This window comes from Legionella hackeliae, from assembly GCF_000953655.1.
In the GTDB taxonomy this organism is placed as follows: domain Bacteria; phylum Pseudomonadota; class Gammaproteobacteria; order Legionellales; family Legionellaceae; genus Tatlockia; species Tatlockia hackeliae.
In genome coordinates, this window is record NZ_LN681225.1 from 798,152 (window position 1) to 818,137 (window position 19,986).

Below are 19,986 nucleotides of genomic sequence, written 5' to 3' on the forward strand. Positions count from 1 at the left end.
TTTAAATTGCTATCGCTGAATTTGCTTTTAGTTGATGATTGGAGTTAAGAATGTATTCTCTCATTCGTCCCTTTCTTTTTCGTATGGACACTGAAAAAGCCCATCAATTGACGTTGTCGTTACTGGATTGGCTTCCTGCTTTTTGTTTTAAAAAAGAGCAAGGTCAGCCCATTGAAGCCCTAGGCTTGACGTTTCCCCATGCCATTGGACTCGCAGCTGGGTTGGACAAAAATGGAGATCATTTGCATGCCTTAAGTAAACTCGGATTTTCCTTTATAGAAATTGGTACCATTACTCCTCGTCCTCAAACGGGAAATCCCAAGCCACGCCTTTTTCGCCTGCCAAAGGCTCAGGCACTGATTAATCGCATGGGCTTTAATAACCAAGGGGTTGATGTGCTGGTTGCTAATGTAAAAAAGGCAAATTACAAAGGCATATTGGGAGTTAATATTGGGAAAAATAAGGAGACGCCATTAACCAGGGCAGGAGAGGACTATGTGCATTGTTTGCGTAAAGTTTATCCCTATGCTTCGTATGTGACGATCAATATTTCATCACCGAATACACCGGATCTGAGGCTGTTACAGCAAGATAAATTTTTAGGTCAACTCTTGGATCAATTGGTGGAAGAACAGAAACGACTAGCCGACGAATATCAACGGCTTGTACCTTTAGTGGTTAAGCTTTCCCCCGATGAATCGGATGAAACTTTAAAACACATGGCTGATGTTATTCTCCAAAAAAAGATCGCAGGGATTATTGCGACAAATACGACTTGCGCGCGGGAAGCGGTTAGTCATTTCCCTCATGGTGATGAACAAGGTGGTTTAAGTGGCAGTCCTCTTGCTAAACGTTCAACAAAATGTCTGCAATTGCTAAAAGAAATTGTCGGCAAAGAAGTCACTTTAATTGGTGTAGGCGGTATTGATAGGCCAGAAGTTGCCCAGAACAAAATACAAGCCGGTGCATCTTTGTTACAAATTTATACAGGGTTGATTTACCAAGGTCCGCAATTAATTTCTTTGCTAATAAAAAATTTAAAAGAATCATAAGAGTAAGTAGATTCTGTTTATATTATTAATTCGACACTATGATCTTTAAGTGGACAAAGTTTCAAAATAAAGTTAAACTTTCTTAATTTTTTTTTTCACCTTTTTGCGTGTCTGCCAATTTAGATGCAATAAAATCTGTTCAGAAATTTGTTACCAGGAGTAATTCAATGACAAAAAAGACTGCCGCCGCCGCCGTTAAAGAGCAAGAGTATTTTAACAAGCTTCACTGGCCCAAAACTAATTTTAAAGATTTTCTTTTGAGTGATAATAGATGTACTTCTTTGCAGGAGTTGATTGATGCTAAACGACTTTATGAACGAAATATGAGCGCGATCGTCAAAAAACCAAATATTAAACTTACACAGGCACATCAAGAAACATTAGAGAGCTTAGATACACAAATTTCTCAATTGACTAGGAAACGAATTCAAGAATTTAAAGTCGTTAGCAATGGCAATATAGAGAAGAAAAAATCTGAATTAAGTGGGGAAGCGATTACAGAAGATATTTTAGGTGCCACCAAGGGTTCATCAATTTCTGCTGAAGAGAAGCCAGTTGTTGCTGAAGAGAAGCCAGTTGTTGTTGAAGGTAAACCAGTTGTTGCTGAAGGGAAACCAACTTTTTCAGGTGAGAATCCAAACGTTTCTAAAGAGAGTTCAACTACAGACCAATTAGCGGAGAAATCCACTAAGGTCGAGACAGCAATTCGTTCTCTACACCTAAGTAAGATAAATGCTCAGTTAGATCTCCTTGAAAAGAAAAAAGATCAACTGAAAAAATATCCGGATGCTTTCAACGAATTGGATGCAATTATTTCCGGTATAAGAGAAGTTAATAAAAAGTATATTTCTACAGAGATGACTCCTGATGAATATCGTACACAATCTAAAGCTTATTTATCTAAAGAAAAAGTTGCTAAGTTAGAAGAATTTCGCGGGATTAAACTTAAGAAAGTCGGAGAAGTGCTTTTAAATTTACTGACTCTCATCGCAACAGCATTTGTCGGTTACGGTATTGCTGCTGCAATTAAAGGCGATTTGACTTTATTTAGATTAAATACAGATTCTATTAATAAGGTTAATAAGCTGGGCACAGAAATTGAAACAAGCTTTGCTCCGCCCGTTTAATTATCCTCTAAACTGATCTGAGCTTCAGTTCAGATCAGTTTATTTTAACCCTACAAATTGTTCTAGTTGGCGTACCCAATATTTAAGAGTACAATTTGCTCTTTCCTATTCCAGCCTTTGCGTACTAATGAAAAAAAAGCTTCACGGTAAAACAGGCCTCCTGTATAGACGGTTGTTGTCTTATGTGAAACCCTTTTGGCCTATTTTATTGCTTGGTATTTTTGCGAACGTCTTGTATTCCACCATTGACGCCGGATTTACTTACATGATGCGTCCTTTTTTAGATAAAGGCTTCATCGATGTTGATATGGCTTTTGTCCGCAAGATTCCTATGATTGTTCTTTTAGGGATTACCATTCGGGGCCTGGTAAGTTCTGCGGGTAGCTATTGTATGACTTGGGTGGCGCGCTCGGTTGTCAAAGTATTACGACAAGGAGTTTTTGCTCATATCATAAGACTCCCTGCTGACTACTATGATGAGGCAACCTCAGGACAATTATTATCAAAAATTCTTTATGACGTTGAGCAGGTCGCTCAAGTGAGCGCTGATGCCTTGACGGATTTTGTGCAAAATACCTGTCTTGTCATTGGTTTGTTAATTGTGATGTTAGTCATTAACTGGCAATTATCGTTGATGTTTTTACTAACAATCCCTTTTGTCGGACTGATAGTCAACTATACGAACAAACGAGTTCGGCGCAGTAGTCATAAAGTGCAAAAATCTATGGGAGAAGTCACTGAAATTGCCGGTGAAGTGATTGACGGTTATCAAGTGGTTAGAATTTTTGGCGGTGCGCAATACGAGATTGAAAAGTTTAATAAGGCCACAGAAACCTCACGTAAAAATGATATGAAAGTTGCTGTAAGCAAGGCAATCAATGTGTCTGGTGTACAGTTTGTTATTGCTATTGGGATTGCAGCAATTATTCTTGCTGCTATTCAATTAGCCACAGTAATTACTATTACGGCTGGATCTTTTTTAGCCATTATTGCTGCAATGTTGCAATTGATTAAACCTATGAAAACCTTGACCACACTGAATGCAACAATCCAGCGAGGGCTGGCAGGGGCAGAAAGTGTATTTGAATTGCTGGATAAACCTATCGAAAATGAACAAGGGAAGCAACTTACTCAAAAAGCAAAGGGTGCAATTGAGTTTGATAAAGTCAGTTATGCTTATCGTAAAGGCCAAACAGTATTGCACGATGTAAGTTTTACCGTGGCGGAAGGAGAAACAGTGGCCTTAGTAGGGCATTCTGGCAGTGGGAAAACTACTATTGCTAGCCTGTTACCTCGTTTCTATGAGCTTAATCAAGGTTGTATACGGCTGGACGGTGAATCCATTGCTAATTTATCACTCAGTAGTTTGCGAGCACAAATTGCTTTGGTCAGCCAGCATGTTACTTTATTTAATGATACTTTAGCCAACAACATTGCTTATGGATGCCCTAATGCATCGCGTGAGCAAATAATTCATGCAGCTAAACTGGCGTTCGCCGATGAATTTATTCAACGCTTACCGTTAGGCTATGACACTAAAATTGGTGAAAATGGGGTATTGTTGTCAGGAGGACAACGCCAGCGGCTCGCTATTGCAAGAGCTATCTTAAAAGATGCACCTATTTTAATACTTGATGAAGCCACTTCTGCTTTAGATAGTGAGTCTGAACGCTATATTCAAGCGGCATTAGAGCAAATAATGCGAAATCGTACTACTGTCGTAATTGCACACAGATTGTCCACTATCAAACGGGCTGACAAGATTATTGTCATGAATCAAGGGAAAATTGTTGAACAGGGTAATCACCAGACATTGCTTGCTTTGGATGGATATTATGCTCAACTATATGGTACCCAAAAATTCGGTATTGAACATGAAGTGCTTGCTTAATATCACAGTAAATTTTGTGACTAAGTATGAATAGTTCACAGTATTTCTCATTATCTATTGACGCGCTATGGTATAAAAAACATCCAATACGTTGGTTACTGTGGCCAATAGCGCAATGTTATAAATTAATTACCTCTATTCGACGCTTCTATTTACTTCATTTTCGCCAACAACACTTTCCCGTACCCATTATTGTTGTTGGTAATTTAACGGTGGGAGGCGTTGGTAAAACGCCACTAGTTATTACTCTGGCAAAAAATATGTGTGCTAAAGGATTGCGAGTGGGAATAGTTAGTCGAGGTTATGGGGCAACGCTTAAGCAATTTCCCCATGAAGTATCTTCTTCTGACGACGCCTTATTGGTTGGGGATGAGCCTTTGTTGATAGCTCGGAAAACAAACTGTCCTGTTGTTATCGCTCCTAAACGAACCCAGGCCGTTCAGTATCTGCTTGATAAACATCAAAGCGAAATTATCATTAGCGATGACGGGTTACAACATTATGCGATGGGACGCGCAGTGGAGATTGTGGTTATCGATGGGGTACGAGGGCTTGGTAATGAATTGTGTTTACCTGCAGGCCCTTTACGTGAATCATCTAAGAGACTACAAAAAGCGGACTTCATTGTTATTAACGGTGATGAGCAGAAGCAAGGTTATTCTATGAGTCTTACACCTGGAAGTTTGACACACCTCTTAACAGGCCAGAAAATTAGCAAAGAGTCTCTTACTGCACCAGTTGCTGCTGTGGCAGCTATCGGTCATCCACAACGCTTTTTTACAACCTTGCATAATCTTGGAATATCATTTAAAAAGTATCCATTTCCGGATCATCACCATTTTCAGCCACATGAGCTACAATTCAGGGAAAAGATAGTAGTGATGACAGAAAAAGATGCAGTCAAATGTCAATCTTTTGCCGCAAACTCCTGGTATTTTTTACCCGTTGAAGCAACGCTGAGCGAGTCATTTTGGCATGCATTATGGTCACATAAACAATTACAAGGCTATATTTAAGATGAAAGTACGATGGCAGCTGTGGTTTCTATACTTTGTATTATTCGCCGGAAGCGTTAACACCCTTGCAGCAACCGCAGAGCCTGAGGCTAGTCCGGTTGAAAATAAAATTCTTTCACTTAACGCTGTACAAGGAGATTGGGTATTCTCAGGCACCGTGAGCAATGAAAGTGGTGAGCGTTATAGTTACTATTTTCAAATGCATCGCAAGGATTCCCAATTTCATGCTGTTGCGGCTCTTATAGATAGTCAAACAAAAAGTCTTTTATTGTTTGAAGAGAATAATGCTGTTATTGAAAAACCTGACTTGAGCAACTGGCACGTCGGGCATGCCTTTTTACAATTCAATCCTATTAATAATAGTTGGGTCTTTGGTATAAAAACCAAAGATAAAAAAGGATTTAATTTTAAAGCCGATATGTTAAGAGCAGAACAAAACACACCCACCATCCAAGATCTTCGTTCTGGTGTGGAACTATTAGTTAGTCAAACAGGACGTTTAAATGGTCATTTGCACACCGGTGTGGATAGTTCAGAGCAATTTGTGACGGCACCTAAAGCTTGGTTTAGGCAAATTTGGGTAAGCAAGCCCCAAGACTCGTTACATCCTTTCACTGGTGTATTATGTCAGTTTAATGATGGCAGCGGCTTTTACGCTGTTAATTTGCAGGAGACAGATGCATGGCGAGGTGCTGTGGCTGGATGGCGAAATGCTCAAGGCGTCCCCGTGTCGATGTCACAATTTGTAACCATTAAAGAAACAAAAGAAGGTCTGTGGAATATTCAGGTCGCCTCTCCAAAAGTAAACCTGCTATTACAGGATGTTCTTGCTAAAGAAAATGAACCCCATCATCTTATTGCAGGTGTTACCAATGATTTAATGCCAGGATTTTGTACGATTAGTAAAGATGAAATCGGACAGAAAATTTTGCCAGATGCTTTAAAGTTAGCTGTCATGGCGAACGCACACTGAATCAGTTAGACAGTATTTTTCTCAGGTAGAAAAAGTGCCAAACTCGCTGCAATGAGGAGGCTGATAGGAACAACTAATAATGCAGCTTGATAGGCTTCTAATGGTGTTTTTTGATTAAATTCATCCAGAAGAAAACCGACTAAAGGTTGCAACAAAGGTGCCGTAATCATTGCCAATGTATTAGTAAATCCGGTGCAAGTGGATAATGATTCACTGGGTGCTAATTCATTTGCGATGGAAAATGCAAGCATGTAGGCCCCACAACAAAGCCCGATCATGAGCATGAAGAATCCAAGAATAAATGCATTCGGGAATGGTAAATAAAGTACTATCAAAATGAGTATTGCTGTAGAAAGACAAGAGCCAAGCATTAACGGTCGTCGTTTAAATAAGACTGCTAGATAGCCAAAGAGAGGACAGCTCAGTGCTGCTCCGAGAAAAATCATCGAATCTATCGTGCTGGCAAGAATTAAATTACAAGAAAGTTTAATTTGAATAAAAGGGACTGCCCACATCGCTCCAAAAACAGTAATCACAGTAAAGCTTAACCCTACAAATAATCCGTTAAGCCAGGCAAGACTACTCGTGAAAATTTGGCCGATTTGCTCACCAAACTTAACAGGGGAAGATGTTTTTGCATAATCGGGAATAGATTGCCAACTGCAAAAAGCAATACCAAGACCAACGAAGGTGGCTCCATTAAGAAAACTTCGCCAACCCCATTGAGAAACCATTGCTCCAATACTTATCATGCCAAACATGGTGGCAAGAAAACCGAGCGTTTCTGATAGGCCAATCATAAAACCAAATTGTCGTAATGGAAAATGCTGCCGCAATAAATGAGATAAACCAACAAAAGCAAAGGCTGAACCTGTGCCAATAATCATTCTTCCCAGAATCAAAAAAGGAAGGCTGTAACTGTGAGCAAAGAAAAAACAACCAAGACCACATAATGCAGCACTGGATGTTAATAATACACGGGTATTTTTGCTATCAAACAGTAGCCCCACCGGGATTTGCAAGCTAGTATATACATAGTAAAAGGAACTGCCTAAAATTCCAGCCATCAATGCAGAAAGATGCATTTCATGCATGATGCTACCTATGATAACTCCAGAAGATAACTGCAGAAAAAACTGGAACAAAACAAAGGAAACACCTATTAACCAAATGCCGTAGCGCTCTACCGTTTTTACAAAGGGAATACTAGCAGGAGTCATTAATTATTACGATGTATTAAAAAAAGGCTGACTATACACAACTTTGATTGGATTGGGTATATCATAGAAATATTAGATAATAATTATGCTATGCATATGCTTTATTATTGTGAGAAAGGATGAATTTACGCGACCTGCATTATTTTGTTGTTTTGGCAGAGGTAATGCATTTTGGCGAAGCTGCAAAGCGCTGCCATATAAGCCAACCTACTTTGAGTATGCAAATTAAAAAGCTAGAAGATGAGCTCGGTCTTTTACTTTTTGAACGCAATAACAAACAAGTCATGCTTACAGAGGGTGGGCGAGCAATTCTTGGAAGAGTGCAACGAATACTCACCCAAGTTGCAGAGATGAAAGACGTTGCTCGTCAGGCGTCAGACCCTTTTAGTGGCGAATTGCATTTAGGGGTTATTCCAACGTTGGCTCCTTATTTACTTCCCCATGTAATGCCTGCTATTCAGAGTGCTTTTCCCAAATTGCGTGTTTGGCTTGTGGAGGAAAAAACGCATCGCTTAATTGAAAAATTAACCAGTGGCCAATTGGATGCAGCTCTCATGGCAACGCCTGTCAATGAGGATTTTGCAAGTCAGGTTCTTTTTGATGAGCCCTTCTATTTTGCTTCCACAAATCGGACTGAAAATAAACAAAAAACGGAAATGCAGCTGAGCGATTTGGTGAATCAGCAGGTTATGTTACTAGAAGAGGGACATTGTTTACGAGAGCAGGCTATTGCCGTTTGTAAATTAGCTAAAGCAGAGGGAAGAGCGGATTTTACAGCCACTAGCTTGGAAACTTTACGCTTTATGGTGGAAACTGGAATGGGAGTAACACTATTGCCTGCATTAGCCGTTTATGAGAATAAGAGGGGGCTACAATTAAGGTCTTTTGCAAAACCCGCCCCTACTCGTACCATTGCGTTGCATTGGAGGCCTGGCACAGCAAAAAGAGATTGCCTGCAAGCAATTGCCAAGATCATAACCAGCACGGCCAACCAATTATTAAAGAAAGATACAGTTAATTTATCCTAATTGATGCACTTTAATAAGTATTCCTGCTTGTGGATGGTCGAGATAATAAATATCTCCACCTTTTAAGCGTTGTTTTTGCGAAAAAACAAAGGCAGCGTTACTTGCAGTAGAAAATAACAAGTTTGTATCCAGCAAATAATAATTCGAACGACGAACTCTTATTGTACCCTCGACATTCCAACCATCTCTACTAAGTTTTGGAAGTACTATTGCTTGTTGGCTATTAAAAGGTTGAAGCCAGCTGTAATGTAACAGTACGTGATATTGTGGCTTACGATTTAAGGCCCAGTATTCTTGCCGTAGCTTTGATGTTGAAGCAGGCATTAAATGATAGGGTGTAATAGCAGAATTAATTTCTGTCCTTAGAGGGATGCCATGCAGACTGCGGGGAGTTGTCTCATTGAAATCACTAAGTAAAGATGAAGCATTTTGATGAGTAAAAACAATTAAATCCACTTGATAAAGCGATGCATTTTTCCCTTGAGCCAGGCATGAAAACAGAATCATGGCTGTTAATATCACTATTCTAGACATGGTTTTTTTCTTATTTTGAAATTAAAATGAATTTCCTGTGTCAGGATGTTTTGGATTATACACAACTCATTCCAATCCTGTCACGATTTCGAGTTTTTATAAAGCGGTTACTTATTTTCTTTGCGAATAAACCAGGCAATCCCTCAAGTTTTTTAATCGTGTTCGGATATGGATCTGCTAAGCAAAATACGCAAGGCAAGAAAACACTAGTTGCCCTTTGGACTATCTCTTTGTTACATTGAGAAATTTTCCGGATATTGAAGTTATATCATGGCTAATTTGGCCGAAATAAAAAAACTTAGTGTCGCGTTTCAAACGTCAGAACAAACTATCACTGCTGTAGATAATCTGAGCTTTTCTCTTACGCCCGGGGAAACACTGGCCATGTTAGGTGAGTCAGGTTGCGGTAAATCATTAACTTCCTTAGCATTGATGCGATTATTACCCCCTCATGCTGTATATGGTAAAGTAAGCGAAGTAATCGTTCAGGGAGAGGATATACTCGCTATACCTGAGTTTGTTATGCGTCGCCTGCGCGGAAAACGTCTGGCGATGGTTTTCCAAGAGCCCATGACCGCATTAAATCCGGTATTAACAATAAGTCAGCAACTTATTGAAGCCTTGCCTCGAACTCCAAAAATGAATCGAGCACAAATAAAAGAGCGGTTAATTGCCTTGCTTCATGAAGTTGAAATTCCCAAACCGCATTTGCGTCTAGATCAGTATCCTCATCAACTGTCAGGTGGGCAAAAGCAACGAATCGTTATTGCTATGGCTTTGGCAAGTAATCCGGAAATTTTAATCGCTGATGAACCCACAACTGCTTTGGATGTCACGATTCAAGCCCAAATTTTGGCCTTGCTTAAAAAATTACAACGTCAGCATAATATGAGTATGCTGTTGATTACGCATGATTTGGGCGTTGTCAAAGAAGCTGCTGATCGTGTTTGTGTTATGTATGCAGGACAAGTGGTTGAACAAGCCACTGTTGAAGAGTTTTTTACACAGGTCAAACATCCTTATTCTCAACAATTGATGGCTTCAGTACCTAATTTTAATAAACGAGGTCAACGCTTACAAACCATCGCTGGAGCTGTACCTACGCTTGATGACCTACCTTTAGGATGTCGTTTTCATCCTCGTTGTGCTCATGCATTTTCCCCCTGCAATCATGTAGAGCCGCAGTTGCAAAACATTGGCGAGCGAACAGTACGTTGCCATCTTTATCCTCAGTTAACCGAACCCCCTTCTTTGGAAATACAAAGAAAATCATTGGCACCAGAAATGGGGGCAGTTTCGAATCAGCCTATACTCTCTGCCAAAGATTTATCGGTTTATTTTTATATTAAAAAGGGGTTGTTTAAAGGGAGTGAGGAAATTAAAGCAGTGGATGGTCTATCCTTGGAGCTCTATTCAGGGAAAACCCTGGCGCTGGTTGGTGAGTCTGGTTGTGGTAAAACAACTGCCAGTCGTGCTTTGCTCCGATTACAACCCATTAGTGGGGGAGCAGTGATTTATCGCGGTGAAGATGTTAGATGCTTAAAGAGAGAGCGATTACGTAACTATCGAAAAAAAGTGCAAATTATTTTTCAGGATCCGTTCTCTTCTATGAACCCACGCATGACGGTGGCTGAAATTTTAGCGGAAGGGATGCTTGCCCAAGGCGCGTCGACACAGTTAATCAAGAAAAAACAGCACACTTTACTTGAGCAGGTAAATTTGCCACGAAATAGTCTTCATCGCTACCCTCATCAATTTTCAGGCGGCCAACGGCAACGCATTTGCATTGCCCGTGCATTAGCTACTGAGCCTGAGTTACTTATTTGTGATGAACCTACCAGTGCTTTGGACATCTCTGTACAGGCACAAATTTTAAATTTACTTAAAGAACTTCAACAGGAAAAAGGGTTGGCTTATTTGTTCATTACCCATAACATGGCTGTGGTGTCTTATATAGCCGATGATGTGCTTGTCATGCGACACGGACAAGTCGTTGAGCATGGCAGCTGTGAGCAAATTCTAAAATATCCAAAACACCCCTATACTCAACAATTACTGGCCAGTGTTTTGCAAGTTTAATCTGTTTTATACTAACGCTTTTTTCTGGGCTAACTCTTCGGTTAATGCGCGGTATCCCTCACTTAAAGCAGCAATAACCCCCTCGGGATGCGCTTCTTCGAGAGCCTTATCCAATTGTTCATTCTCTTGTCTTAATTCACCTAATTCAATTGCCAAAGCTCGAGTTGGTTTAGCTTCATATTGCGCTAGCTTGTAATCATATAGCGCATGCCTTTCCTCTGAGAGGATGAGAATTTCATTTAACTTATCCATTCGTCTATCAATTTCCTGCTTCAAACGCTGCAGTGCTTCTTCAGCGTGAGCTATGCGTATTTTGCGTGACTCGTGCTCATTCTGATCGAGCACTTTCTTGTAGGTGGAAAAACCACCCTTTGTGTCAAAAAATACATTGGTCATATTTTCTGCTCCAATTAGATCTTGGGATCAACATCTGATATTGCCGGAACAGCTTGCTGCTCTTCATTCGCTGTCTTAACTATTGTTGTTGTTGAGGGTAAGGATATGCTATCCACCAAAATTTCAGCGCGATTATACTCAGGAGAGGAGGCTGTTATTTCTTCAAGTTTAGTAAGTGCATCCGATAAATCTTTTGATTCAGCGTGATGAGGCTCTTGAGTGTTTTCTAATATCCTGCTTAAGAAGTCGCAGCTTGAAGTTATTCCATTCTCAATAAGATGGGCATACTCTTCAGTTAATCGTTTAGTGTGGTTCTCACGTTTCTGCACCTCTGTTTCGTAAGTTTGCATTTCATTAGCAAATTGTTTTTCCTGATACAAGATTGCTGAGCCGGCAGCTAACGCTGAAGTTCCGGCAAGTGCTGTTCCAACTATTGCTAGTGTGGTATAGATTCCCACTTCAATTGCAATGCCAACCGGGGCGAGAACGCCAGTTAAGATTAAAATTAAAGAAATAGTAGTTAATACTGCCAGAGCTCCTACTATAAGCAATTCTTGGTTACGTTCCCCAAAATTTTGGTCGTGCTTCATTGGCGGTGAAATTTTTTTATTGTTATTTTTTTCAATTTCGCTATCTCTAGTTTTTATTAAAGATGCTTTGTAAGCTTCGTTGGCCTCATCAACGGTGCTTTTCATCAATTCAGACAAGGATTTATTTTGATAATTTTTTGCCTGGTTAGATAGGTTATGACGTTCTTGACGAAATTGTCTGGCTTTTTCTAAAAAAGAGGAGCGTACATGCTCGGGTATGTACTCCTCATCTTTCTGAGCTTGTACCGAAAGCTCAAATTGTATAGCAAAAAAAGTTAATTGATTCTTGTAAATTAAGTCAGCTTTCTCGGGGCCTTCATTAAGTTGAGAGATAGAAAAATTGACGGTATCATAAATTTCTTTCAAAGTTGTTGAGTAATTCTCATCCTTAAAGAAATTAATATCTTCTACAGAATTCTTTTCAATATCTTCAATAATTTTCAATAACTGGTCGTTAGAGAAATTTTCTCTGATAAATTTAAAATAATCTAACAATTGCTGCTTCTTCAAATCACGATTATCAATATTTTGGTTAGAAATAATACGTAAGTTGAGTGCATTGAGTTCTGGAACCGAAACTTCGCCATTTTTTTGAAGTATTGAGGATATTAACTGATAGACTTTTGGGGAGCCTAAGTCTGCTTTAATTTGTTCCTGCAGCTCTTCTAGCTGAACTGCTGATGCTGATGGTGAAGTAATAAAATTTTCATGGGCAAAGAAGCTTGTCGTTCTCTGTTCAAGAGGGTCGGTGCCATTTTTAGAAATTTGTAGTGTCCAGTGATTGGGGACTTTTGTATTTGCCATAAAACCTAAGGCACATAATTGCCCTTTTTCATCTCGATAAGCGAAGCGCAGCACTACATGATTACTTTGGTTGAACCATAGTGAAAGTTGTTTTTCGATATCCTCGTCAAATTTTTTTCTTGCATCACTATTTACAGGATATTGTTTTGCTTGCTTCTCTAAAGCATCAATGTGTTCCGCGGCATAACTTTTAAAGAGGTCAATAGCCAGCCCCCCGTCTAAATTTCCTTGTAAATATTGTTGTTTATACATGTCCTCAGAACTACAAACTTTGGCAAATTCAGCAAAAGTGGAAGTAAAGTCAACAAGAGACATTCTAGGAATATCTTTTTCTAGCGTTGATTTATTTTCTTCATAGCTTCTTATTTTAAAGTATTTATCTTGCTCAGACTGGATAGTCCACAATGCTTTAAAAACATCAATCACCGAACCACTTAATTTTTTAAACATTTTTAAACTTCACTATATCTATATACTATTAACTAAGAGTGTATCTATTTTAGATTAAGAAAATATTACGTTCATAATGAAAATATGAGTAGCACTCTAAAAGGAAATAATTTCTTATAAGGAATAGTCGTAAGTGAGAGGAGCAGGTTGGGTCATATGACCCAACCAAATTGAGAAGCATCAGAATAAACCGGCAGTAAAGGTCTTCAACTCTGCCAGGGGAATAAGTTTTACTTCATCACTGTTGCGTGCTTTATATTCCACCACATTTTGTTCCAGATTCCGTTCACCAATGACCAGACGATGGGGAATACCAATGAGATCACTATCAGCAAACAACACGCCCGGACGTTCATTACGATCATCAAGGAGTACATCAATTCCAAGTGCTGTGAATTGTTGATAAAGTGACTCAGCCATCTCTTTAACAGTAGCTGAGCGATGTCCATTGATGGGAATTATTACCAATTGGAAGGGTGCTATGCTTTGTGGCCAGATGATACCGTTTGCATCATGGTGTTGTTCGATAGCAGCGGCAACCACACGACTGATACCCAAGCCGTAACAGCCCATGATCATTGTTTGCAATTGACCGTGTTCATTAATCACGGCGGCTTTCATGGCTTTAGCGTATTTATCACCTAGCTGGAAAACATGGCCCACTTCAATTCCTCGACAGGAATATAATTTTCCTTTACCGTCAGGACTTGGATCACCTTCTTTAACATTGCGTAAATCATAAGCATCTTGATAAGTAGCATCACGACCCCACGCTGCATGGGCATAATGTTTATCCGCTTGATTAGCGCCACAAACAAAAGCTGTCATTGCCAGAGCTTGATGGTCAACAATAACAGGGATATCAAGACCAACAGGGCCAATAGAACCAACAGGGACCTTTAATCTTTGTACGATAGTTTGATCATCAACAAATTGTAAGGGGGCTTTTACAAGAGGATGTTTTATGGCTTTTACTTCATTCAGCTCATCATCACCACGCAATACCAAAGCTACAAGAGGATGAGCTTCACCAACAACAATCAACGTTTTGACCATGTCTTTTGCATCAATCTTTAAAAAATCAGCGACTTCAGTAATCGTTTTTTGTCCTGGTGTATTAACAATAGTCATTGTCTCTTTAGGATGAGTATTTGCTTTTTTAGGAGATAGGGAGGTAGCTTGTTCGATATTGGCCGCATAACTACTTTCATCACTATAGAAAATTAAATCTTCGCCGGAATCAGCTAACACCTGAAACTCATGAGAGGCGGAACCACCAATGGCGCCTGTATCTGCTTCTACAGCGCGATAACGTAAGCCCAATCGATCAAAAATGCGACAATAGGCTTGGTACATGGCATCATAAGTTTCTTGCAACGATTCCTGGCTTAAATGAAAGGAATAAGCATCTTTCATAATGAATTCACGGGCGCGCATTACACCAAAGCGAGGACGAATCTCATCACGGAACTTAGTCTGAATCTGATAAAAATTCGCAGGTAATTGCTTATAAGATTGTAATTCACTTCGCATCAAGTCAGTAATCACTTCTTCATGCGTAGGACCAAAACAATAATCACGGTCATTACTATCCTTCATTGTCAATAATTGACCGCCAAAGGTTTCCCACCGTCCTGTTTCTTGCCATAACTCAGCAGGCTGAACTGCAGGCATCAGCAATTCCATAGCATGCGTGCGATTCATTTCTTCACGAACAATGTACTCGACTTTACGTAACACCTTGAGTCCAAGAGGTAACCAGGTATATAGGCCTGAGCCGAGTTTGCGAATCATTCCGGCTCTTAGCATGAGTTGATGCGAAACAATTTCTGCATCATTTGGGGTCTCTTTGAGAGTAGCCAATAACCATTGCGATGTGCGCATGCTTGCTCCTGCTGATAATACAAAAGCAAGTATTATATACTGCGGTGATTAACAAACAAGAGTGATACTGAACGTGAATACCCTTGCTCTTATTCAAACCTTCTGTAAGGTCGTGCAATGTCGAAGTTTCACTGCAGCCGCAAAGCAATTAACCATTTCGCCTGCAGCAGTTAGCAAACAAATTAACTTACTCGAGGCTGAGCTAGGAGTAATGTTGCTTGAACGTACCACACGTAAAGTCTCTCTAACTTCAATTGGTGAGAGTTATTTTCAAGAGGTACAAGCTGTTTTGCACGCTCTAGAGCAGGCAAAAACAGTGGTCATTGCTTCACAAGCAGAACCTAAAGGTGTTCTACGGGTCAAAAGTTCCCGCTTTTTTGCCGAAACAATAATCTTACCGCGTATGCCTGCTTTAATTGCCCAATATCCACAACTTGTTTTGGATTTGCAAATCGCCGAAGAAGTCCCGCATTTACTGGAAGAGGAGCTTGATGTCGTTTACGGCATGTCGATGCAAGTCGCCTCAAATTCGATACAGAAAAAAATAACGACCACTCGTTACGTATTTTGTGCCGCACCGACCTACCTTGAGTCTCATGGATATCCCAGGCGAGCGCTTGATTTACAAGCTCACAGTTATTTAACCCACAGTATGCGTTCCCCTAATGATAGTTGGGTATTTCCTTCAGGAGAGATTATTCAACTGCAACCAAAGATGTATCTTAATGATGCTGCTGCTTTGGCTGATTGTGCCATTCGTGGGCTCGGTATAGTAGCTTTGCATCACTATCAAGTGGCGGACTCTCTAAATCGTGGAGAATTGATAGAGTTATTTCCTGAATTCAAGATGCCTGTCATTCCAGTTTTTCTTTTTTACCATCCTGCAAGGTTTTTACAACCCAAGATACGAGTTTGGGTAGATGCCATGACAGCCAATTTAGCAACGTTTATGTAAACTTGCTAAGTGAAAGTTACTGGTAAAATTAAGTTTCTAACAGCTTGATATGGATTGCTTGGCTATGTCCATAATGACGATGTCCAGTTTTTCAATACGAGCAGCGCGAAGCAATCCATAGGGATGGCTCTAAGACAGTGTTAGACTATCTGAAATGTTGAGGGATTTTTTTCAGCATCTTCAAGCACTTTTTTACTTTTTTCATATAACGGGAGAACTACCTTGTCATTTTCTTCCGTTGCATTCATTCTAAAATCGTTAAAATCAACTTTTCCAGTAGTTACGTCATAAATTGCACCAACTATACCAATAGATTCTTGATTAATCATTTGCCTTAAAATTTCACTCTCTTCATAGATTTGTCGCAAGGTATTGGCAACATTCAATTCAGTTACATGTTTGACGAACTGATTGTTTTTACTGCTTCTATTGGTTTTCGTTTCAGTTTCAGCCTGTACTGCCGGTTGAATTTTTTCTAATAACTCGGAGATATGCCCTTTTTTTACACCATCGCAAGCAGCTTGAATTGCTCCACAGCGAGTATGGCCTAAAACTACGATTAATTTTGCTCCAACTACATTACAGGCATACTCAATACTCGCCAGCACATCATTGTTAACGACATTTCCTGCAACTCTCGCGATAAATAAATCACCAAAACTCATATCAAAAATAGTTTCAACGGGAACGCGAGAATCAATACAACCTAAAACAACCGCCATTGGATGCTGAGTTTCAGAGGTGTATTTAATGTCAATTTTGGAACTTCTGTGGATTCTATGGTCTTGCAAGAAACGCTGGTTTCCTTCACGCAGCAAGCTTAATACTTGATAAGGTTTTAGGGTTGCCAATACATCATAGGTTGTGACATTGATAAAATCGATATAATTATGAATGTCATATTGATCCTGGAATCCTATAAGGTTTAGTGCAATTTGTTTCAACGGCGCTTGTTCATCCTTGAATTCCTTAATTAATTCAATAATTTCCTTATCAACGTAATCTGAATAGCGGGCATCAATAATTAATTGAGAGTTCCTTGGAATAGAGTCAAGCTCAGCTATAAGAGATGCTTTATTTAAAAAAGTAATCTGCTGCGGCAGAATTAACCGGTTGGTAACACCATTGGGATAATTTTCTTTGACAATGTCCAATCGAGCCTTGCTGTTTGATTTTAAAATGTAAAAGAGACTAATACCCAAACCAATCAGAATACCTGCAAGTAAGTTAAAAGCAACAATACTAATCACAGTAGCAATGAACGGAATAAATCGATCCATCCCTTGATTATAGACGTTGGTATAAATTGAGGGTTTAGTTAATTTATACCCTGTGAAAATCAAAATAACTGCTAGTGAGGATAATGGTATTTTATTAAGCCAATTAGCCATCAGCAAAACAGCGAGAAGAATAAAAAACCCATGTAAGACAGCAGCCATCTTCGTTCGGGCACCAGATTGAATATTAACCGAGGTGCGAACAATCACTGAGGTAATGGGAATACCACCCACTAAGCCGGCTGCAAGGTTACCGCAACCTTGCGCAATTAATTCTCTATCCTTTGAACAACGACGTCGTTTTTTATCCAATTTTTCACTGGCTTTGACATTGAGCAAACTTTCCAGGGAGGCTACTATCGCAATAATGAGGGCGTACATATAGACCTTGGGATTCGTCCAGGCTCCCCAATTGGGAAATGTTAATTGGCTTAAAAAATCGGAAAATCCATCATGACGAGGAATATTCACTAACTGTGGGTTATTTTGTGCAAACAGGGAGTTTGTGAAGATAAAGAGTTCATTGACCAAGATGCCTGCAATAACCACCACGATCGGAGCAGGGATGTTTTGTGTCAATTTATTTTTTGCCTTGTCCCCATAAATCAAAATAGCAAAGGAAATCAATGAAATAATTACAGCTCCTCCATTGATATGATAGGACAAATCATACAGAGGATTAAATGTGACACTTTCAGTAGATTCCAACAAATGAGCTTTTAAATCTTGTAAATCATCAGAAAAAGTAAATGCTAAAGGCAGCTGCTTGATTATAAGAAGAATTCCTATAGCACATAATAAACCTTGCACCACGTTGGAAGGAACATAATCAGCAACAAAACCTGCACGCAGACTACCGACTACAATTTGTAGCACGCCAGCTAAAACCAAGGCCAGCAAGAACACATTAAAGTCGCCTAACTGACTGATGGTGGCGAGTACTACGGCTGCCATCCCTGCGGCAGGACCGCTGACACTGACCTGAGAACCGCTAATGGCACCAACAACAATACCACCAATGATGCCGCTTAAAATTCCGGAGAATAAAGGTGCTCCAGAAGCTAAGGCAATGCCTAGACATAATGGAATCGCAACAAGAAAAACTACGATAGCTGCAATGAAATCAAATTTAAAAGAGCGGTGTTTGTATACACGAAACCTACGAAGATTTGTTGTTAATGCTTCACGCATGATTAGTTATACCCTGATTTAGCCAACACAATACTAACGCAGTTTGTTTATTTTGTGAACCTATTTCTTTACAGAAAAGAAAAATTTCTTAACATTGACAGGTAAATTCAATAAAAATTCGTCATTTATTATTCAATGCAAAAGTTGAAACCGAATAACATCTTATTTATTTTCAACCTAGATTACAATTATTCTCTTTGACAGAGTGTTAATAAAGCGGGTTGATAGATTAAGGTGCATGTAGCCTGAAGAAACTCCTCAGAATTTTGAAGAGAATAAAATATTCTTATTTAACTTATAATATCATTACGACTGCAGGGACCTGAAATTATACGAAGTATCGATTTCGGATCGTTGCGTTTTATAATGGCGGTTGTGGGGACTCCTCAGGGATGAAGCGCGGAAGGGATTTAAGAATTACTACGAATTATTCTTCCTCTAAGGGTTGTAATTCTTCATCGGAAAAAACGGCTTCTTGATCAATCATCGAAGGTGCTATTAATTGATTTTCCAGATTTTTAAATTGCCAAAGATCTTGATCCATGAGTTGACTTGGCTTAATGCTTTGTAATGCATGGAGAATATTACTAGGTACTTTAGGGTTTTCTTCCGCTAATTGGTCAATTAGTTTTCCAACACGTTTACGCATCAAATTTTCTTGAGAACCGCACAAATTACAAGGAATAATAGGATAAGCTTGTTCCTGAGCAAAATTGATGATGTCTTTTTCCTGGACATAACAAAGAGGTCGAATAACGATGTGCTTTCTGTTATCGCTCAATAATTTGGGGGGCATAGAGCGAACATCACCATTATAAAGAATAGACATCATGAGTGTGCGGATAAGATCATCACGGTGATGGCCTAGGGCTATTTTTGTATAACCTTGCTCTTCAGCATAACGGTAAATTATACCTCTGCGCAATCTTGAGCATAATGAGCAGTAAGTTTTACCTTCGGGAATTTTTTCTTTGACAATGCTGTAGGTATCTCGTGTTAAAATTTCATGAGGAATATTGCGTTCAGCCAACCATTGACGCAATTTGCTATCATCCCAACCGGGTTGCGCTTGATCTAATGTAAACGCAAAAATATCAAATTTGTTGTTTGAACGGCGTCTTAAAGTGTGGAGAAGAGTTAATAAAGTAAAGGAATCCTTGCCTCCGGATAAGCAAACCATAACCCGGTCCCCTCGCTGAATCATATTAAAATCAGCAATGGCTTTGCCGGTATAATGTAAAAGTTTCTTTTCAACAAATGAAGGAGTAGAAGACATATACAACCTAAAACTAACGATTCAAAACGCTAAGTTTATCGCAAATTGCAGAGGGTTGACTATAAAAGCTTTTAATTGATGTGAAATTGATGATTAATATGTTACATCGACGTAAAAACATTCCCGCTTGTACGGGAATGTTTTATTTATTCGCCATATGTATCTGCGGTCTTTTCTGGCACAGTTTTTTCTTGCACTGCATTTTCTAAAACAGCCTTTTCTTGTGCGGCATTTTCTAGCACT

15 protein-coding genes are annotated in these 19,986 nt (G+C 39.4%); 8 read left to right on the forward strand and 7 right to left on the reverse strand.

The annotated features are described in order from the left end of the window. The first annotated feature begins 50 nt into the window (after positions 1-50). The 5 genes from LHA_RS03705 to LHA_RS03725 all read left to right on the forward strand — a co-directional run bounded on the left by LHA_RS03705 (position 51) and on the right by LHA_RS03725 (position 6,059). Positions 51-1,052, forward strand: coding sequence for a quinone-dependent dihydroorotate dehydrogenase (locus LHA_RS03705; RefSeq protein WP_045105338.1), 1,002 nt, complete (start codon positions 51-53; stop codon positions 1,050-1,052). Between the two features lie 167 nt (positions 1,053-1,219). Then, positions 1,220-2,179: a hypothetical protein gene (locus tag LHA_RS03710; protein ID WP_045105339.1), complete on the forward strand. Its 960-nt coding sequence runs from the start codon at positions 1,220-1,222 to the stop codon at positions 2,177-2,179. 127 nt (positions 2,180-2,306) lie between these two features. Beyond that, on the forward strand, positions 2,307-4,070 hold the full coding sequence (gene msbA / locus LHA_RS03715; RefSeq protein WP_045105340.1) for a lipid A export permease/ATP-binding protein MsbA: 1,764 nt from the start codon (positions 2,307-2,309) through the stop codon (positions 4,068-4,070). Between the two features lie 26 nt (positions 4,071-4,096). Further along, positions 4,097-5,086: a tetraacyldisaccharide 4'-kinase gene (gene lpxK, locus LHA_RS03720; RefSeq protein ID WP_045105341.1), complete on the forward strand. Its 990-nt coding sequence runs from the start codon at positions 4,097-4,099 to the stop codon at positions 5,084-5,086. Between the two features lies 1 nt (position 5,087). Continuing rightward, complete coding sequence (locus LHA_RS03725) at positions 5,088-6,059, forward strand: hypothetical protein (RefSeq protein WP_045105342.1); 972 nt, start codon at positions 5,088-5,090, stop codon at positions 6,057-6,059. Between the two features lie 5 nt (positions 6,060-6,064). Here LHA_RS03725 and LHA_RS03730 read toward each other — a convergent pair whose 3' ends face one another. Beyond that, positions 6,065-7,279, reverse strand: coding sequence for an MFS transporter (locus tag LHA_RS03730; RefSeq protein WP_082060275.1), 1,215 nt, complete (start codon positions 7,277-7,279; stop codon positions 6,065-6,067). 119 nt (positions 7,280-7,398) lie between these two features. Here LHA_RS03730 and LHA_RS03735 point away from each other — a divergent pair, with 119 nt between their 5' ends. Next, entirely contained in the window at positions 7,399-8,307 is a 909-nt protein-coding gene (locus tag LHA_RS03735; protein WP_045105344.1) for a LysR substrate-binding domain-containing protein, read from the forward strand. Here LHA_RS03735 and LHA_RS03740 read toward each other — a convergent pair. Continuing rightward, entirely contained in the window at positions 8,299-8,841 is a 543-nt protein-coding gene (locus LHA_RS03740) for a CsiV family protein (protein ID WP_045105345.1), read from the reverse strand. The genes LHA_RS03735 and LHA_RS03740 overlap by 9 nt on opposite strands. Before the next feature lie 270 nt (positions 8,842-9,111). On the opposite strand from LHA_RS03740, the gene LHA_RS03745 reads away from it, so the two are divergent. Further along, on the forward strand, positions 9,112-10,920 hold the full coding sequence (locus LHA_RS03745) for an ABC transporter ATP-binding protein (protein ID WP_045105346.1): 1,809 nt from the start codon (positions 9,112-9,114) through the stop codon (positions 10,918-10,920). Between the two features lie 6 nt (positions 10,921-10,926). On the opposite strand, the gene LHA_RS03750 is transcribed toward LHA_RS03745, so the two are convergent. The 3 genes from LHA_RS03750 to LHA_RS03760 form a co-directional block, all read right to left on the reverse strand. Beyond that, entirely contained in the window at positions 10,927-11,316 is a 390-nt protein-coding gene (locus LHA_RS03750) for a hypothetical protein (protein WP_045105347.1), read from the reverse strand. Positions 11,317-11,330: 14 nt separating this feature from the next. Next, positions 11,331-13,160 carry a hypothetical protein gene (locus tag LHA_RS03755; protein WP_045105348.1) on the reverse strand — a complete coding sequence of 610 codons (1,830 nt, stop codon included), beginning with the start codon at positions 13,158-13,160 and terminating at the stop codon, positions 11,331-11,333. A gap of 180 nt (positions 13,161-13,340) precedes the next feature. Then, on the reverse strand, positions 13,341-15,044 hold the full coding sequence (locus LHA_RS03760) for a proline--tRNA ligase (RefSeq protein ID WP_045105349.1): 1,704 nt from the start codon (positions 15,042-15,044) through the stop codon (positions 13,341-13,343). A 73-nt stretch (positions 15,045-15,117) separates the two neighbouring features. Here LHA_RS03760 and LHA_RS03765 point away from each other — a divergent pair, with 73 nt between their 5' ends. Continuing rightward, positions 15,118-15,999 (forward strand): LysR family transcriptional regulator, encoded by an 882-nt coding sequence (locus LHA_RS03765; protein WP_045105350.1) that lies wholly within the window; start codon positions 15,118-15,120, stop codon positions 15,997-15,999. Positions 16,000-16,139: 140 nt separating this feature from the next. Here the strand turns inward: LHA_RS03765 and LHA_RS03770 are convergent, their stop codons facing one another. Beyond that, positions 16,140-18,467 (reverse strand): bifunctional SulP family inorganic anion transporter/carbonic anhydrase, encoded by a 2,328-nt coding sequence (locus LHA_RS03770; RefSeq protein WP_045105351.1) that lies wholly within the window; start codon positions 18,465-18,467, stop codon positions 16,140-16,142. A 427-nt stretch (positions 18,468-18,894) separates the two neighbouring features. Next, on the reverse strand, positions 18,895-19,743 hold the full coding sequence (gene ttcA, locus LHA_RS03775) for a tRNA 2-thiocytidine(32) synthetase TtcA (RefSeq protein ID WP_045105352.1): 849 nt from the start codon (positions 19,741-19,743) through the stop codon (positions 18,895-18,897). Positions 19,744-19,986 lie beyond the last annotated feature (243 nt).

Bases quoted from the DNA above. Each gene is read 5' to 3' on its own strand.
- LHA_RS03705 (WP_045105338.1), top strand. From the start codon at position 51: ATGTATTCTCTCATTCGTCCCTTTCTTTTTCGTATGGACACTGAAAAA.
- LHA_RS03710 (WP_045105339.1), top strand. From the start codon at position 1,220: ATGACAAAAAAGACTGCCGCCGCCGCCGTTAAAGAGCAAGAGTATTTT.
- msbA (WP_045105340.1), top strand. From the start codon at position 2,307: ATGAAAAAAAAGCTTCACGGTAAAACAGGCCTCCTGTATAGACGGTTG.
- lpxK (WP_045105341.1), top strand. From the start codon at position 4,097: ATGAATAGTTCACAGTATTTCTCATTATCTATTGACGCGCTATGGTAT.
- LHA_RS03725 (WP_045105342.1), top strand. From the start codon at position 5,088: ATGAAAGTACGATGGCAGCTGTGGTTTCTATACTTTGTATTATTCGCC.
- LHA_RS03730 (WP_082060275.1), bottom strand. From the start codon at position 7,279: ATGACTCCTGCTAGTATTCCCTTTGTAAAAACGGTAGAGCGCTACGGC.
- LHA_RS03735 (WP_045105344.1), top strand. From the start codon at position 7,399: ATGAATTTACGCGACCTGCATTATTTTGTTGTTTTGGCAGAGGTAATG.
- LHA_RS03740 (WP_045105345.1), bottom strand. From the start codon at position 8,841: ATGTCTAGAATAGTGATATTAACAGCCATGATTCTGTTTTCATGCCTG.
- LHA_RS03745 (WP_045105346.1), top strand. From the start codon at position 9,112: ATGGCTAATTTGGCCGAAATAAAAAAACTTAGTGTCGCGTTTCAAACG.
- LHA_RS03750 (WP_045105347.1), bottom strand. From the start codon at position 11,316: ATGACCAATGTATTTTTTGACACAAAGGGTGGTTTTTCCACCTACAAG.
- LHA_RS03755 (WP_045105348.1), bottom strand. From the start codon at position 13,160: ATGTTTAAAAAATTAAGTGGTTCGGTGATTGATGTTTTTAAAGCATTG.
- LHA_RS03760 (WP_045105349.1), bottom strand. From the start codon at position 15,044: ATGCGCACATCGCAATGGTTATTGGCTACTCTCAAAGAGACCCCAAAT.
- LHA_RS03770 (WP_045105351.1), bottom strand. From the start codon at position 18,467: ATGCGTGAAGCATTAACAACAAATCTTCGTAGGTTTCGTGTATACAAA.
- ttcA (WP_045105352.1), bottom strand. From the start codon at position 19,743: ATGTCTTCTACTCCTTCATTTGTTGAAAAGAAACTTTTACATTATACC.